Origin of the sequence: Clostridium sp. (genome assembly GCF_036642255.1) — a bacterium.
In the GTDB taxonomy this organism is placed as follows: Bacteria; Bacillota; Clostridia; order Clostridiales; family Clostridiaceae; genus Clostridium_J.
Map to the genome: position 1 here is coordinate 12,454 of NZ_JAVWDJ010000016.1, position 16,435 is coordinate 28,888.

Sequence of the window (16,435 nt, forward strand, 5' to 3'; positions counted from 1 at the left end):
ATTGCTACAATGAAAATATCTATAGACTCTCGTTGTTTATAGGTAGTAATATAGTTATTTTAGTTCCTGAGCCTACTCTACTTTGAACTTCAATATTTCCCTTATGCTTTAAAATAATCCATTTTGCAATAGAAAGTCCAAGTCCTGTTCCACCACTTTCTTTTGTTCTGGATTTATCTGCGCGATAGAATCTATCAAAGATATATGGTAAATCTTCTTTTGGTATTCCAGCCCCTGTATCTTCGACTTCAAGGATTAACCTATTATTTTTAACATAGGAATTTATCTTAATAACTCCATCTTTTTCTGTATACTTTATGCTGTTATCAACAAAAACTCTTAGAGCTTCCTTTAAAAGACTCCTATCACCATTAATGGTTACTTCATCATTATATTGGCATAAAATTTGATGATTAGGATCAATTAGTTTAGTTTCTTTGACTACTTCATTAATTAATTCATTGATTTTAAAATCTACCATTTCAAGCTTTTGAGTCTGCTTATCGCTTCTTGCTAAGAATAAAAGTTGTTCCACAAGTTTTTTCATAGCTTCCGACTCAGACTTAATTGCGGTAATAGATTCTTCAAGAACTTCCTTATCTTCCTTACCCCATCTATCTAAAAGATTTGCATACCCTTGAATTACTGCAATTGGGGTTCTCAGTTCATGAGACGCATCAGATACAAATTGAGTTTGAACTTCATAGGATTTTTGGAGTCTATCTAACATATCATTAAAGGTTTTAGCTAAATCCTTAAGTTCATCCTTAGAACCTCTAACATTAAGCCTTGTATTTAAATCCTGAGCAGATATACTCTTAATAGTTTCATTCATTTTATTAACTGGAAGCAATAGTCTCTTACTAACTCTTGAGCCTATGGGTAGCATAATAAGAAGTAATATTATATCAGATACAATTATAATAAGCCCTATGATACCAATATTCTCGCTTACTTCTACAGTGTTTTTTAGAAAATCAATATATACTAATCCTTTGTCTGTAGTAACATTTTCTGCATGACTATGGATAAAGTATAAGAATCCGCCTACCACCGCAATATTTGAAAGAATTAGCAAGGTAGAAAATATAAAAACATAAAAGGTAGTAATTTTAAAGCTTATGGAAAAACGAAGCCTATCATTGATATAGTCAAAACCCTTTATAAAAAACTTTGGAAGTATACTAATTAAAGTTGTTAGCATTTTTAAAAAACCTAAAAGGATTTCTTTTATTATTATAGCTACTTCATTATTTTTCTTCATGTTTTATCATGTATCCCACCCCTCTAACGGTGTGAATAAATTTCTCATTGAATTTATCATCTATCTTGCTTCTTAAATATCTAATATACACATCTACAACATTAGTATCTCCAAAATAATCGAACTCCCAAACTGCTTCAAGAATTTTATCTCTTGACACTACAATATTTTTGTTTGTCAAAAGGTACTCTAGTAAATCAAATTCTCTTTTAGTTAAATCTATTGGATTATTATTATAAGCTACAGTGTGCTTTTCTAGGTCCAGGCACAGTTTTCCCAATTGAAGAGTCTTTGAATTATTTTCTTCAACTTTTTTTCTCTTTAAAGCTACCCTTATTCTTGCCAACAATTCTTCTATTGCAAAAGGCTTGGTGATATAATCATCTGCACCATTATCTAGGCCCATAACCTTATCCATAATATCATCCTTTGCTGTAAGCATTATTACAGGTACCTCTGAACTTTGTCTAAGTCTTCTTAAAACTTCTATACCATTTAAAGATGGAAGCATTATATCTAAAATTATTAAATCAAAATTTCCTTCAACTGCTTTTTCTAATCCTTCTCTACCATCATGAGATTGTTCCACAACATAACCTTCATATTTAAGCTCCAGCTCCACAAAACGAGCTATCTTAACTTCATCCTCTATAATTAGAATTCTTTGTGCTGCCAAATTAACTCCTCCATTTACAGTATTATCTTTATATAATTATACTGTAAACTTATTCTAGTGAACATATGCAAATGACCCACATTTTTACATGTAGGTCATTTATATTAAATAATGAACAAATTCCTTTAGAATAAGTTCATTTTGAACAATATAACTTTGTTCAACTGCTTCTAGAAGAGCACTATTGGCACTTAAAGCATATTTAATGTTTGAATTCCCCACTCCAATGGGAAAGGGATACTTACCCTTAAAATAATTTCAATTATTGAATGAGTTCTTTTGCTTAATGACTTTGGAAGAAGACTTAACTCCCTCCAAATTTTATTATGTGCTGATGCATCTATATGAATTAGATGTGAAACTTACTCTTACTAAATTTAGTTACATATTATTTGGGTTGTCATTGTGATTTTCACATTTCTTTTCTGTTGTAAAATCTTTCTTAACACTATCCACAGTATCAGCTACCTTGTCGAAAATATTATTTGCCTGAGTACATTCCCCTTTTTCACCTTGGAATTTAACTCTATGTCCTGTACAGAAAGCAACTAATAAACCGCCTACAGTTACATATGGTGCTACAACTGTAATAATTGTTGCTCCAGTTACTGGTATACTAAGAACTACCTTTTCTTCTTTCTTAACCATAAAGTTTGTATTATTACCTTTTTTTATCATTTCTTTAATTTTGTTACCAAAAGAATTTTTCTCTTCGTGGCAGCATCCACTGTTAACTTTCTTTTGTCTTTCTAAAAAAACTAAAGCTTCAACCATATCATCATTGAACATTTCTAGTGCTGCCTTTGCTTCCTCATAACTCACATTTGCTCTTCTTCTTAACTCATCAATTTTTTCTAATCTATCTGTCATTTTCCATTCCTCCAAATATTTTTATTGGTTTCTCTCAACCTTATACTCTTATTATAGGAGGCCATGATTAAGGTAAAGTTAATGAAACATTAGAATTAGATTAGAAATTTACAATTACTGGTTTTTTTGAAAATAGAAAAACACTAATCCTTATAAGGTTAGTGCTTTCCTTGTTAACTCTTCATTTACCTTAGTTTACTTTTCTACCTTTATCTTAATCAAATACTCAATATTGTTATCGCCTCTTCCCCACTCTGAAAAAATTGCAAAATAATAATTACCTTCCTCAGCTGGTGCCTTCATTGATCCATTATTTGATGGATACTCATTATGACTAATCACTTTTTCATCAGAGGAATAAACTTTATAAATTGGAATATTAAGACCTTCTACCTCATCGGCTTTGAAGTTAATAACAGCATTTGGTTTTACCACTACAGGGATAAGCTCATTCCATGCTTCCACATCTGCGAAATTTGTATTTCCAACAAATTTGTCTGGAGCTCCAACATAATTTGCATTTCCTCTTGCCCATGGAATTTCTTTTCCCTCAGAATTAATATGAATTGTGGGATATACTACATCTTGCCTTGGCCTAGATTTACTATTTGCAATTTCTACTTCCCAAAGCGCCTTATCCCCTGCATACTCTCTCATATCTCTACCATAGAAGTTCTCCACTTCTTGTCTTGTAATAGAAAAGCTTGTTTCACCATCTGAATTTAAATTAAATTTAACCTCATCTACATTTTTAACTAAAATAAATAGAGTAATGGCATTATCAACAAAGATATTCTTAGTGGTTTTTTCGTTAAAAATCCTTGCAAACTCCTCCTTTGACTTCTCAGTATTACCTGGCTTATAGTTTACTTCTATTCCATATGGCTCTTTATCAGTTTTAAGAGAAAACTCCTCAATGAACTTACTACCAGGTAAGCTTGAAAGGATTCCCCCAACTGCACTATTATCTCCTACATAGGTTCCTTTGTATTTTAAAAGGTCACCTATATTTATTACCTGTGTATTTGCTTTATCAGTACCTTCACCAGGCTTTGATTCTGGCTTTGTTTCCTTACCATTATTTACAGCTTCAATTCCACCTTTATTTATCCCTTTAAGATAACTAAATAATTCTCCATTACCACCTATCACAACCCCAGTTGTAATAACAACTGCAAGTAGTGCTACAGCTGCATATTTAAAGAAGCTTTTTCTATGATTATTAAAGGTTCTTTTAAGAACATATTGCTTATCTTCAGCATAGATATTTTCTCCAAGAGATGCCATGATTTTACCTGACAGATTTACATTGTACACTTCTTTATCTTTTTCTAAGTTTTCTAAGGTCATAAGCCTATTATATATACCCATGCAGTGCTTACATTGTTTTAAGTGCTCTTCAACTTCCAATGCCTTTTTTTCTGTAAGATTATCATCTATAAAATCTATTATTTTATTTTCATTACACCTCATTTGATACACCTCTTTGCTCTAAATTAATTATCTTTCCCTCACACAATTTTTTTCTAGCTCTATATATTTTCATTTTAACTGCATCTTCAGAAATACCTAAAATTTCACTAATCTCCCTCAGTGAAAATCCTTCAACATACTTTAATACAATACAACTTCGTTGATCAACTCCTAAGGAATTAAGTAATTTTTCAACTTCTTTTTTAGTCTCAATAGCCTCTAAAGCTTCTTCTGGCTTATCTAAAGAACTGCATTGCACATTGGTTAGTATCTCATCATATTGAATAGTGTAGTTTTTCTTTTTCTTAAAGTATGAGTTAATGCAATTTGATGCAATCTTAAAAAGCCAGGTAGAGAAACTTGATTTTCTTTGAAAGGTATAAAGGCTTTTATAGGCTCTTATAAAAGCTTCTTGTGCTATATCCTCTGAATCCTCTTTATTTAAAATTATTTTATAAATATAATTAAATATAATATTTTCATACTTCTTTATTAGTAGCTCAAAAGCTATCATTTCTCCCTTTAGGACTCTTTCCACTATAACCAAATCCATATCCTTATTAATATCCAACGATTATCACCTCAAAATTATAACTAGCTAGTTACTTATATTCTTTAGACTCTACTTTTTCTAAAAGGTAACGGTTTTATGTAATATTTTTTTACATTCTACTAAATTTAATCTCATGTCTTAATAGAAATCATATCATGAATAAAAATTATATGTAGTTTTATACAAATAGAATATGAAATTTAAAAGGTTCTACAGAGGTTTAACAACATTTGGAAGGCTCAAGTTTACCTTCTCCTATAAGTGAAAATTGCTCAACATATGAAGATTGCTTTGATGGCAGTCCAAATCTGCATCCTGTGTTGTTAACCCTAAGTAACTTGCTGCGGCTTTAAAAATCTATTACACCTAAAAATATATATTTTGCATTAAGTTATAGTGAAAACTTTCCACCCACATTTCTGTTACCTAAGCTAGCACATAATGAAAAAGAAAAATTTAATGCGCAAAAAAATAAATGACCTACATTTTTATGCAGGTCATTTTTATTATAGGTTATTTGAGTTATTTTGGCTGTTTTGGTTATTAACATCATTTTCGCATTTTTTTTCTTCAGCAAAATCTTTTTTAACATTATCTACAGTGTCAGCTACTTTATCAAAAATACTATTTACCCCACTGCATTCTCCCTTTTCACCTTGGAACTTAACTCTGTGTCCTGTAAAGAAGGCAATTAATAAACCTATCACAGTTAAATAAGGTGCAATTATTGTGATAATTACAGCAGCTGTTACTGGCATACTTAAAACTACAGAATCTCTTTTCTTAAGCATAAATCTTGAATTGTTACCTTTTTTCACAAGTGCTTTAAACTTATCCCAAAGAGAAGGTTTATTCTCATAGGAAGTATTACTATTAAATTTCTTTTGTCTTTCTAGATATACTAAAGCTTCAACCATATCATCATTGTGCATCTCTAGTGCTGTTTTTGCATCCTCGTAACTAACATTTGCTCTTCTTCTTAACTCATCTATTTTTTCTAATCTATCTGTCATTTTTCAGTCCTCCAAATATTTTTATTGGTTTCTCTCAACCTTATACTCTTATTATAGGAGGCCATGATTAAGGCAAAGTTAATGAAAGATTAGAGTTACATTAGAAAACAAACTAATTATGCAAGTAATTATATTATTTCTTACTATCAAGCTTTTCTAACACTGTTAAAGTGCAATAAAGTATAACAAAAATAATGACAATAAAAAATGAAACGTATAAAGTCTCCGAAGATGGGTTGTGAAATATGGCCATTATACCATACACCCCATAAATTGTTAAAAAATAGATTAATATAGTAAGTAATACTGCCTGTATTAAATTATTATTTTTCATCCTTACTTCCCCTTATTTCCCCTTACTTATAGAACTTCAATTTTTTTATTTTGAACTCATATTTTCAAATCCTGCTATTCCAATGGCCCCTGGACCACTATGTGCTGAAATCATACATCCAGCTTGAATCCATGTAATTTTTTTAAAGCCTTTTTCTAGTACAATTTCATACATATGCTTTTTTATGTGTTCTTCAAGACCCAATGAATGTAAAAGATAAATCTGCTCTTTATCTATGTTGTATTTATCAAAATAATCATTTAAATATTTATCAACAATACTGCCTATTTTTCCACGATACTTTTGAGTAGAAACTAGCTGACCATTTATAATTTCTATCAATGGTTTCAGTTGTAGTAATGTTCCTCCTAAATAAGCTGCATTGGATACGCGCCCCCCTGCCTTGAGATATTTAAGATCCCCAGGGATAAAAGATACTCTTACTCTAGCTGCATGCTGCTCAATATTTTTAACTAAATCGGCAGGCAGCATTTCGGGATTTTCTTTTATAAGTTCCACTGCTTTCAAAACAATTGCCCCCAAACCACCAGTAACATTGAGTGAATCTGCATGATAAACATTGTCCATTCCTTCTGAAGCAATGATTGAATTTTGGTATGAACAGGATGGTTTCGATGAATACCCAACATGGATAATAATACATCCTGGATTTTCTTCTGTTATACTTTTAAAGGCGCATTCATATTCATCTGGATTTGTTGCTGAGGTTGAAGGTAATTTTTTAGTTTTTTCATAATAATCATATACATCCGTTACTGGTATAGATCCATCTGCATAAGACTTCTCCCCCATTATTACGTGCATGGGCACTACCTCAATATTATGCAACTTTATTAAGTCTAATGGCAGATCAGATCCACTTTCCGTTAGTATGATAATTTTTTTCATAAATTCACCTCTATAAAATTGTTAATATTTTTTCCTATCTATTGACTCAATCTAAGAAATTCTAGTTAATACATTATATTACATATTGGGAATATTTACTAGATAACAGAAAACTTGTTTAAGAACTATTCCATCAACACTTTCCATTAGGTTTTTGTGATGAATTCCCTTAGATAGTTTTCCCTTTTAGGTGTTGAAGTAGTCTTAAGCCTTGAACTTTATCATCTATTTATTAGAATTAGGTTATAAATTAGACTTCAAAGACTTAACTAACTAATTAACTAACTATGCACTTCACCCCAAACCCCGTAACAATTTTGGGTATACAGTAATAGTAAAGAAAATAGAAAATTCCTTGCAAAACTTATTGTAATCCTAGTAAAAGATAAAATAGTATAAATAAAAATCATCCTAATTTAATTTTAGGATGATTCTGATTTTCTTTATTTCTAATCTTTTACTACTAAGTTAAATATTCATTTACTTTAAAATTCCTTATAAGAATTGTATTTTTGCTATCCGAGGATTACAACGAAAACACTTTGTTCATCTTTAATGGAAGTTTCTCTTATCTTACCCTATTTAAACTAGACTACTCATACAGCACCTTTTCTAATCTCTCCGATTTTTCGAGGTGCCATATTTTCATCAATGGAAAGGATTTAGTAATTGATTTCAAGATATAAAACGTCGATTGTGTAGTTCATATTAAAAGTGTGTATTCCACTACAAGGAAAAATTAAAAGTCTTCAGCTTTGGGGGAAGCTTATCTGTGAATATAAGACCTTTTAACCTTTTAAAAAAACTATTTGTCACAATGATGTTACTATAATTATGTTATTTTCAGTTACGTTTTTTAAATCAGGTGAAATTCATCTCCTGAGGGCAAAAAAATAACCCTTTTTAAAGGTATGGGCAGTAAACCCCCAACACTTTTAAATTGGGCATTATCCAAACCTTTCGGCAACTGGCTGACATAGTGTGAACCACTTTAGTCCCTATAGCTTTGCGTCATTAGCTTTCACTAACTTTGCCTTTATCGAGTTTTATATCTTGTCCTAATTATAATAGATTATTTTAACAATTTCAACTATTTTGAATGATTTATTTTAAAGCTTTAATTGAAAATTTATTCACATTAAATTTTTCGCTAAAATACTTCGAACTTTATATCTCTTAAAGCCATAATTACCCTTAAAATGCCTAATATCAAGTTAGCTCTTACTTATTGTTCAATTTTACTCAAAGTGGGCTTTAATATTTTTATAATCCTTCCCATGGATATCCTCCTGTATCTTTTCTTGGCCCTATATTTTCAATCTTTCCACTTACATGTGACAATTCTTTATTCTCAGTTTAAAATCAAATCTTTTAAAAGTCTAAATACAAACAAATCCCATATGTAATAAACACATATGGGATTTACTTATATTAAAGATTATTTGGGTTATTATCTTTGTTCTCACAGCTTTTTTCCTCTGTAAAATCTTTTTTAACATTATCTACAGTGTCAGCTACTTTATCAAAAATACTATTTACCCCACTGCATTCTCCCTTTTCACCTTGGAACTTAACTCTGTGTCCTGTAAAGAAGGCAATTAATAAACCTATCACAGTTAAATAAGGTGCAATTATTGTGATAATTACAGCAGCTGTTACTGGCATACTTAAAACTACAGAATCTCTTTTCTTAAGCATAAATCTTGAATTGTTACCTTTTTTCACAAGTGCTTTAAACTTATCCCAAAGAGAAGGTTTATTCTCATAGGAAGTATTACTATTAAATTTCTTTTGTCTTTCTAAATATACTAAAGCTTCAACCATATCATCATTGTGCATTTCTAGTGCTGCTTTTGCCTCTTCATAGCTCACATTTGTTCTTCTTCTTAACTCATCAATTTTTTCTAATCTATCTGTCATTTTTTTGTTCCTCCAAATATTTTTATTGGTTTGTCTTAACCTTATACTCTTATTATAGGAGGCCATGATTAAAGTAAAGTTAATGAAAAATTAGAATTAGATTAGAAATTAAACTCTAATGATGCCTTATCTTGATTTCTTTAATTACACTTTGTAGATACCTCTTCTATTGACGTTGGTGAATTCATTATCCACACAAAAAATCATGCGAATTCTTCTTTTATATCTTAAAAGTCATAAAAAAATCTCCAAAGAGGTCTTTTCTCTTTGGAGATTTTTTATTTAAAGTCTCAGGTTATTAATTTTCACGTCTACCCAAACCTTATAACAATTTAATACACTTCTATTTACCGAAGAAGTTCATAAATACTGTGATTATTCCAGCATTAAAGAAATCTATAAACAAACTTCCTACAAGTGGTACAATTAAAAATGCTTTTGGTGATGGACCGAACTTCTTAGAAAGAGTCTCCATATTTGCCATTGCATTTGCTGAAGCTCCCATTCCAAATCCACAAATTCCAGAAGCTATTACTGCTGCATCATAGTCTTTACCCATAAAGTTAAAGGTTATGAAGTATGCAAATAAAATCATTAATATTGTTTGTGCACATAACATTATAATTAAAGGTAATGCTAATTCTGCTAATAGCCATAATTGTAATGACATTAACGCCATTGCTAAAAATAATGATAAGAAAACATTTCCTAAAATATCAATTTCGTCTTCATAAATCTTAAACATATTTGTAGTATCTGAAATATTTCTTAAAATACAGGCAGCAACCATAGCACCAATATATGCAGGGAAGGTCATACCTGTTTTTTGAAGAAGTGTAGAAATTATTGTTCCAATACCCATAGCTAAAAAGATTATTGCCATAGCATTCATGAAATTGTCAGGGATTAGCTCTTTTTTACTGTTTTCATGTGTAATTGCTACTTCCTCAGCTTCTAAATTGGTTGAGCTTTTCTTGTTTCCCAAAATATTATTTTTTTCGATTAATCTTTTTGCAATAGGTCCACCAATCATACTTCCCACAACTAGTCCAAAGGTAGCTGCTGCAATAGCTACAGTTGTTGCTCCAGCTGCTCCAGCCTTTTCAAACACAGGGCCAAAGGCTCCTGAAGTTCCCAGTCCCCCTACTAACGCTACAGAGCCTGTTGAAAGCCCTAAAAGAGGATTTAAATTAAAAAGCTTTGCGAAGAATACTCCAGTTATATCTTGAAACAATACAAGAATTATTGAAATAACTAGAAATATAATAACATGGGCTCCTCCCTTTTTTAAGAGCTTGAAGCTTGCTGTAAATCCAATAGTTGTGAAAAACATAGTCATAAATAGTTTTTGAAGAGTTGCATCCATTTCTATTGTTAATATGCCATTTACTCTTAAAACTAAGGTAATTATTGCAAATAATAATCCACCAATTACTGGGGAAGGTATACAATATTTTTCCAGTAAATTCACCTTACTCTTTATAAATTGTCCTATAAACAATACTATAACTCCGATTGCTGCAGTTTGAACCATATCTAATTTGAAAATCATTTTCATACCTCCTCTATAATTACATGCTTAACTTTAATTATAGATAGTTACTACATATAATGACAAAATACTACAAGAAACTTCTGAAAACATTTCGCAATTATAAAATTATTATTAATAATCTGTAAATTTCAACAATTTTAAATTCCTTTAGTACTTTTTATATGTATAGGAAACCAAAGTGAAGGCTTAACTTATGCCTGAACCTGCCTTGATTCCCTTAAAACTTCCGGGAATGGATAAATTAAACTTTCATAATGGAAACCTATATTTATGTAACTTTAAATATTTAAGTTGTAATCTTATTTCTACATTATAAATTTACCTTAAAACAAATTATATTAAAAGAATGCAAAACATAACTAGAGGTTTATGCAATTTCTTAATTGCCTTCTATGTATTATCTAAAAAGTTTTACTTTAGCTTAATTTTGTAATAGTTCCTTCTATAAATTGCTTAACATTAATCTTCCCTGGTTCTTCTGCAGAATTATTTATATGTCTAATTTCTTGCCTAATTTGCTTAAAGTCAAAAAGTAAGGTGCTATATTCCATAAAAATACTATTGCTATAATCCTCACAACCTAACTCTGCCAAGGTTAAGAAGGCTTTTTGAATTGTTCTTCTCACCCTTTGTTCTAGTGCCTTTTTGTTAGCAATAATATTTTCCTCGCCACTTTCTTCCCTAACAATCTCTTCATAAATATTTTGTAATACATAATTTAAATCAGGACTTTTTCTTTTTAATTCAAGTATCTTGTAAATTATTTTTCTCAAATCATTATTTCCAACTACTGCTGAAATTCCTATGTCTGTAAAAATATTCGTTATCTTTTTATCTATATCAACTTCTGCAACAGTATTACTATCCATATCCTTTAAATTTAATAATGCATCTTTAATTAAATTTAATGATTTTTCTAAATCAATATTCTCACAGATACCTTTTATAACCTTTACAACCTCTATATTATTTATTGGTTTACTAATATAAAACTTTATCCCACTTTCATAGGCTCTTGATATCAAAGCCTGATCTTCAACCTGAGATATCATAATAAACTTACCTTTATACCCCTTGGAAGTAGCCCCATTAATTATCTCGATACCGTCTTTAAAGGGCATCAACAAATCAATAAGCACTACATCAGGATTATAAAATAAAATTTCTTGTTCTCCATGTTCTCCATTTTCTAATTCACAAATTACTCTACCTAAATTGTTCTTTTTGATTATCATACCAAGCATCTTTCTAATATTAATATCATCATCGATAATAAAAAATGTCTTCTCCATATTTGTCACCTACTCAATGAAATTTTGGGAATTTTTAATGTAAAGGTGGTTCCTTGATTCAAATTTGATTTTACAGAAATAATTCCATTTAAACTCTCAACAATATTTTTTACATGAAACAATCCAATCCCTGTAGAAGCTTTACCTGTATTCTCCTCAAATTTTGTAGTAAAACTTGGATTAAATATATATGGTAATATCTCCTCTTCAATGCCACTTCCATTGTCTATTACCTTTATGAATATATTGTCTTCACGTTCCTCTTCTATAACCCTAATGGTACACTGTTTTTCACATGCTTCTATACTGTTTATAATTAAATTATTTAATATGGCAAATAAATTATAATAAGGTATTACTTTAAAATCTTTTTCAAAGGAAAATGTTAATTTTACTGACAATCCCTTTGCCTTTATATATCTATTTGTATTATCATTTATTATCATAAACAACGTAGATAATGTCATATTCTCTTCATTCTCTGTATTATTTATTAGGGTTTCTAATCCCATTATGACTCTATAATAATCTTTTTTGATTTCATGAACTTCTGTTGCAATATTTAAAGTTCTCTCAGTTAATTCAGGGTTATCCCTATAATCCTGATATAAACTATAGCTTTCACTCATGACCTTTTCTATATCTTTCATAGATTTTTTTAAATAAAACATTTCACATTGAACGTTAGAAATTAATAAATTTAATTGAGAATATCTCTCTTGATGTTCTTCCTTTAAAATAAATAACTTTTGCTTTGCATGAGCTAAAGTTAATAAATATACTATTAAACTTCTTATAATTGCAGCCAATAAAATAACTTTGAAAATGCTCATGGTAATATTTTTTCTTATTAAAGCTTCAAAAATATTACTGCCTGAATCTAGAATTGCTAAAAGTAAAAAACTATACAAAATATTATTTTTATGTTTCCTTATATTAGTTACCTTGATTAAACTTCCAAGAATTAAATAATAAAAGAAGGAAGGAAGATTAAAATTAAGCGCCTGATAAACTTGAAAATTAAAGATAATCACATCAACAATGCTTCTTACTAAGAATACACCTATTCCGCAATATAAACCTAAAATAATCTCTGAAAAATCCTCACTTGATAAAAGAACAAAACTAAAAACAATAACTCCTACAGAAAGTTTCAAGTCACTTTGTAATGGATAAAAGTACACTTCTGCAAATAATGTTATCATTAATACAATAAAAAAAAGCTTTTTAATTCTCACTTGACTTCCCTCACTTGCTGATAAAGTCTTATATACTTTAGTTAAAAAGTTATATTGTTATACTTAATCATTTAAAAGATTATTACTCATAAGTTAAGTATTTTATTAATCTATTATACTTACTATTTCTTAATGATGATAGTGCTTACTTTAACTCACTAGTTCTAAGTCCATATTACGTGTTGTTTTATAACATTGTTATTTAATTTTATATTTTAAAAGCATCCTTTAACTTATCTACCACCAATAATACTTCTTCCAGATTATCTTTTGATTTAAGATTTTCTTTGGAATAACTCATGATTTTCCTTATACTGCTTAATGAATTCTCAAATTTATCCTTCATCCATTCATATCTAGGTAGTAACCATAAATGAAAATGTCCTGATCGTTCTTCTTGAACAATAGTTATTTCGGTAATGTCTGGTATGTTATTCATTGCTAACCTTGCTCTGTATACTAAATCAAAAAGTTCTGCTGCTTCCTCTTGTGTAAGTTGTGCTATAGATTTTATATGTTCCTTTGATGCTATAATTAAGAATCCCTTAATAGGAACCTCTGGATCTTGATGAAGAACAAAGTTTTTCGTTTCAGCTATTATTCCTCCAGGCGGCATTGTCTCTCCACTTCCAATTGAACAACCTATACATTTACATGTCCATTCATTATTTAAAAAATCTTTAATTATCACTTTAAGCCTCTCCTATTCCGGATATAGTGAGTAATAATCCAATTATAGAAATTCCACATTTTATTTCATTCTTATTTATCATTTCTTTAATGGTACTAACTTTTACCCATTTAAGTTCTTTTACCTCATTTTTATCAAAGTCATCAATATTGGTTATTGCTTTGCATCTCACTATATTAGCAACAGCATCAGACATACCGTTTGAAGGATTAAATGTGTATATGAGTTTAGGTTCAGTTACTGTATAACCTGTCTCCTCTAATACTTCTCGTTTAGCAGCTTCTTGTGCCGTTTCTCCTTCTTCAATTCCACCAGCAGGTATTTCCCATCCCATTGAATTGGTTACATATCTATAGGAATGAATAAGCAGTATTTCACCATCATTATTTTCTATTACTATGCCTACAGATTGTTTATCATAGTGTAAGTAATGATGTTTTTCTATTAATTTTCCATTAGCAAATAAAACTTTATCAACATATAAATTTACCCACGAATTTTCATAAATTACAGTCCTATCTAATCTTTCAGGAAACATATCTTCAACCCCCATTTTAAATCTTTAGTAACTTAATTTTTACATAGCCTTTATTATATTTAGTATTAATAATTTTTAGTTAATAATATAAGAAGCTTTCAATCTAATTATTAAACATATTCCACTCCATGAAGAATATATGGATTACGCGAAAATGAGCCATATGCAACTCTTCCATCATAATTCAGCACTAGTTTCACCTTATCTCTAGTGAATTCCTCATCAATTATATCTAGTATTTGGTCTCTATCAAACCACTTTACTTCAAGACTTTCTTCACTGGTGGTCAATTCCCCAGATATTGCTTTGCCAGTAAATATCATGCTTACAATACTCCCAATAGGACTAACCCCGTCTGGTTGAACTCTCCTTCCAATATTAGAATGAACTGCCCTCAAACTTCCAACCTCTACATCTATTCCAGTCTCCTCTTTTATCTCTCTTTTTAGTGCATCTGTAAGAGTTTCTCCTGATTCAACTTGTCCACCTGGAATTTCCCATCCTCTATCTGGAGTTCTTATCATTAATATTTTCCCCTCATGATTTTCTATCAACCCACCAACAGACACAATATGTACTGGATAATTCATAATACCACTCCCCCTAAAACCTCTAATAATGTCCTATAACAGGCTTGTCCTTAGTCTTGTGTTTACGACTAGTTTCATACTCCTGCCAATATATTCTTTTCTCATTAAACCGTGTTCTCGCTTCTTTCTCCTCTTCTGGATATCCAACATACACAATACCAAGTGGAATAACATATTCAGGTATATTAAGTATTTTTTTTAATGGCGTTATATTGTTTTCAAGAGGGTATATGCCTATCCAAACTGAACCAAGACCAATACTCGTTGCCGCAATCAAAATATTTTCTATGGCTGCACTGCAATCTTGAACCCACATCTCTTGAGAAGGACCCTTAAAAGATAATTTCATATTTCCGCACACAACAATAGCAACAGGTGCATTGTATCTTGCGAAAACTAATTTATCTTTCAGCTTCGAAAGTTTTTCAACCTCATCAATAACTATAAACTCCCATGGTTGGCAATTTGCCGCTGTGGGTGCAGCTGTAGCAGCCTTCAATAAAGTTATAATTATATCTTTTTCAACACGCTTATCCAAAAAATTTCTTATGCTTCTTCTTTTATAAATCGCTTCTATTGCGTCCATGCTAACTCCCCATTCCCCTTTTCTTTTTCTCAATAGAATTTACTTTTCTAAAAAGTCTTTCACAAAATAAGGTTGTATTTTTTGTCATTAGATTCCAAATTTTTATTTTCTATTTCTTTTTCTAAAACATCAGCAAACCTCTGTATATATTCTCCCAGTGTTTCTGTCCACTTCATTACTTCATCATTATCTTTATATTTATTTGGTTCTTTCCTAATTTCAATGACCTTTTTCATAATCTCAATATCTGGTACTAAGTTATTTTCCAAAGCCCATTCACCTGCTTTAGTCTTTGAAATAACTTTGCCTGTTCTAAGTGTATAAATGCATCTTGAAATATCTCAAAGCCAACCTGCTGAATACAAACTTCTATTTGTTGTAACCGCATACTTCCTTATTGTATCAAAATGGCTAATAATTGCTTTTTTAATATCATTATCTGTAGGATAACTAAATTTACTTCTTACATCCTCACCAAAGAGCAACTGCCCATTTTCTATAAGTTCCATCATTGAAAAAGGATCAAGACTATATTGTGATGTTACTCTTTCACCACTTGTCCCCCAATAAACCACTTTAGCTGGAATTCCATTTAAAAAGGAATCTAATTTAATAAATCCACCTTCAAATGAGCGAAAATACAAATTATCTTTATACTCACTTAAAAGCTCCTGTCTCAAATTAACAAGTTTTACTGCTTGTTTATCTGTAATTGCTTTTTCAGTTACACAAAGAATATCTATATCACTCCATCCGAGTTTAAAATCTTCCAGTACAATGGAACCCATAATATAAATAGAAGGTTTGTTGAAAGACAATATATCTACTATATGATTTTTCATTATTTCAATTGATTGCTTCATTTATCAAACTCCCCAAAATAATCAATAGGTATTTGTTAAAATAGCCAGAATTGACTTGGTTAAGAACTGT

General features: G+C 30.2%; 18 protein-coding genes and 1 riboswitch. All 18 genes read right to left on the reverse strand.

What is annotated here, in order from left to right:
- Window positions 1-19: 19 nt before the first annotated feature.
- The gene (locus RR409_RS10585; RefSeq protein ID WP_332557720.1) at window positions 20-1,264 is read right to left on the reverse strand and encodes a HAMP domain-containing sensor histidine kinase; all 1,245 of its coding nucleotides are present in this window, start codon (window positions 1,262-1,264) and stop codon (window positions 20-22) included.
- On the reverse strand, window positions 1,251-1,940 hold the full coding sequence (locus RR409_RS10590) for a response regulator transcription factor (protein ID WP_332557721.1): 690 nt from the start codon (window positions 1,938-1,940) through the stop codon (window positions 1,251-1,253). The genes RR409_RS10585 and RR409_RS10590 overlap by 14 nt, the downstream gene beginning before the upstream one ends.
- Window positions 1,941-2,321: 381 nt before the next feature.
- Window positions 2,322-2,810 carry a DUF4342 domain-containing protein gene (locus RR409_RS10595; protein ID WP_332557722.1) on the reverse strand — a complete coding sequence of 163 codons (489 nt, stop codon included), beginning with the start codon at window positions 2,808-2,810 and terminating at the stop codon, window positions 2,322-2,324.
- 195 nt (window positions 2,811-3,005) lie between these two features.
- Window positions 3,006-4,283, reverse strand: a complete 1,278-nt coding sequence (locus RR409_RS10600) for a DUF4825 domain-containing protein (RefSeq protein WP_332557723.1) — start codon at window positions 4,281-4,283, stop codon at window positions 3,006-3,008.
- Window positions 4,273-4,854 (reverse strand): RNA polymerase sigma factor, encoded by a 582-nt coding sequence (locus RR409_RS10605; protein ID WP_332557724.1) that lies wholly within the window; start codon window positions 4,852-4,854, stop codon window positions 4,273-4,275. The genes RR409_RS10600 and RR409_RS10605 overlap by 11 nt, the downstream gene beginning before the upstream one ends.
- Before the next feature lie 488 nt (window positions 4,855-5,342).
- The gene (locus RR409_RS10610) at window positions 5,343-5,849 is read right to left on the reverse strand and encodes a DUF4342 domain-containing protein (RefSeq protein ID WP_332557725.1); all 507 of its coding nucleotides are present in this window, start codon (window positions 5,847-5,849) and stop codon (window positions 5,343-5,345) included.
- Window positions 5,850-5,982: 133 nt separating this feature from the next.
- Window positions 5,983-6,183, reverse strand: coding sequence for a hypothetical protein (locus RR409_RS10615; protein ID WP_332557726.1), 201 nt, complete (start codon window positions 6,181-6,183; stop codon window positions 5,983-5,985).
- A gap of 45 nt (window positions 6,184-6,228) precedes the next feature.
- A complete protein-coding gene (locus RR409_RS10620; RefSeq protein ID WP_332557727.1) occupies window positions 6,229-7,092 on the reverse strand; it encodes a DegV family protein in 864 nt (287 codons plus the stop codon).
- Window positions 7,093-8,051: 959 nt separating this feature from the next.
- Window positions 8,052-8,137, reverse strand: a riboswitch (cyclic di-GMP riboswitch).
- Window positions 8,138-8,523: 386 nt separating this feature from the next.
- The gene (locus tag RR409_RS10625; RefSeq protein ID WP_332557728.1) at window positions 8,524-9,012 is read right to left on the reverse strand and encodes a DUF4342 domain-containing protein; all 489 of its coding nucleotides are present in this window, start codon (window positions 9,010-9,012) and stop codon (window positions 8,524-8,526) included.
- Between the two features lie 343 nt (window positions 9,013-9,355).
- Complete coding sequence (gltS, locus tag RR409_RS10630; protein ID WP_332557729.1) at window positions 9,356-10,564, reverse strand: sodium/glutamate symporter; 1,209 nt, start codon at window positions 10,562-10,564, stop codon at window positions 9,356-9,358.
- A gap of 419 nt (window positions 10,565-10,983) precedes the next feature.
- A complete protein-coding gene (locus RR409_RS10635; protein ID WP_332557730.1) occupies window positions 10,984-11,859 on the reverse strand; it encodes a DNA-binding domain-containing protein in 876 nt (291 codons plus the stop codon).
- A 5-nt stretch (window positions 11,860-11,864) separates the two neighbouring features.
- Window positions 11,865-13,097, reverse strand: a complete 1,233-nt coding sequence (locus RR409_RS10640; RefSeq protein ID WP_332557731.1) for an ATP-binding protein — start codon at window positions 13,095-13,097, stop codon at window positions 11,865-11,867.
- 208 nt (window positions 13,098-13,305) lie between these two features.
- Window positions 13,306-13,788, reverse strand: coding sequence for an HIT family hydrolase (locus RR409_RS10645; RefSeq protein WP_332557732.1), 483 nt, complete (start codon window positions 13,786-13,788; stop codon window positions 13,306-13,308).
- A gap of 1 nt (window position 13,789) precedes the next feature.
- Complete coding sequence (locus RR409_RS10650) at window positions 13,790-14,326, reverse strand: NUDIX hydrolase (RefSeq protein ID WP_332557733.1); 537 nt, start codon at window positions 14,324-14,326, stop codon at window positions 13,790-13,792.
- A gap of 110 nt (window positions 14,327-14,436) precedes the next feature.
- Complete coding sequence (locus RR409_RS10655; RefSeq protein ID WP_332557734.1) at window positions 14,437-14,916, reverse strand: NUDIX hydrolase; 480 nt, start codon at window positions 14,914-14,916, stop codon at window positions 14,437-14,439.
- A gap of 22 nt (window positions 14,917-14,938) precedes the next feature.
- Entirely contained in the window at window positions 14,939-15,502 is a 564-nt protein-coding gene (locus RR409_RS10660) for a nitroreductase family protein (protein ID WP_332557735.1), read from the reverse strand.
- Window positions 15,503-15,561: 59 nt separating this feature from the next.
- Window positions 15,562-15,840, reverse strand: coding sequence for an aminoglycoside adenylyltransferase domain-containing protein (locus RR409_RS10665; RefSeq protein ID WP_332557783.1), 279 nt, complete (start codon window positions 15,838-15,840; stop codon window positions 15,562-15,564).
- Window positions 15,841-15,843: 3 nt separating this feature from the next.
- Window positions 15,844-16,365, reverse strand: a complete 522-nt coding sequence (locus RR409_RS10670; protein ID WP_332557736.1) for a nucleotidyltransferase domain-containing protein — start codon at window positions 16,363-16,365, stop codon at window positions 15,844-15,846.
- Between the last annotated feature and the right edge of the window lie 70 nt (window positions 16,366-16,435).

Excerpts from the sequence above, each read along its gene's own strand:
- RR409_RS10625 (WP_332557728.1), bottom strand. The coding sequence starts at position 9,012 with ATGACAGATAGATTAGAAAAAATTGATGAGTTAAGAAGAAGAACAAAT.
- gltS (WP_332557729.1), bottom strand. The coding sequence starts at position 10,564 with ATGATTTTCAAATTAGATATGGTTCAAACTGCAGCAATCGGAGTTATA.
- RR409_RS10650 (WP_332557733.1), bottom strand. The coding sequence starts at position 14,326 with ATGTTTCCTGAAAGATTAGATAGGACTGTAATTTATGAAAATTCGTGG.
- RR409_RS10595 (WP_332557722.1), bottom strand. The coding sequence starts at position 2,810 with ATGACAGATAGATTAGAAAAAATTGATGAGTTAAGAAGAAGAGCAAAT.
- RR409_RS10655 (WP_332557734.1), bottom strand. The coding sequence starts at position 14,916 with ATGAATTATCCAGTACATATTGTGTCTGTTGGTGGGTTGATAGAAAAT.
- RR409_RS10670 (WP_332557736.1), bottom strand. The coding sequence starts at position 16,365 with ATGAAGCAATCAATTGAAATAATGAAAAATCATATAGTAGATATATTG.
- RR409_RS10635 (WP_332557730.1), bottom strand. The coding sequence starts at position 11,859 with ATGGAGAAGACATTTTTTATTATCGATGATGATATTAATATTAGAAAG.
- RR409_RS10585 (WP_332557720.1), bottom strand. The coding sequence starts at position 1,264 with ATGAAGAAAAATAATGAAGTAGCTATAATAATAAAAGAAATCCTTTTA.
- RR409_RS10620 (WP_332557727.1), bottom strand. The coding sequence starts at position 7,092 with ATGAAAAAAATTATCATACTAACGGAAAGTGGATCTGATCTGCCATTA.
- RR409_RS10610 (WP_332557725.1), bottom strand. The coding sequence starts at position 5,849 with ATGACAGATAGATTAGAAAAAATAGATGAGTTAAGAAGAAGAGCAAAT.
- RR409_RS10660 (WP_332557735.1), bottom strand. The coding sequence starts at position 15,502 with ATGGACGCAATAGAAGCGATTTATAAAAGAAGAAGCATAAGAAATTTT.
- RR409_RS10615 (WP_332557726.1), bottom strand. The coding sequence starts at position 6,183 with ATGAAAAATAATAATTTAATACAGGCAGTATTACTTACTATATTAATC.
- RR409_RS10600 (WP_332557723.1), bottom strand. The coding sequence starts at position 4,283 with ATGAGGTGTAATGAAAATAAAATAATAGATTTTATAGATGATAATCTT.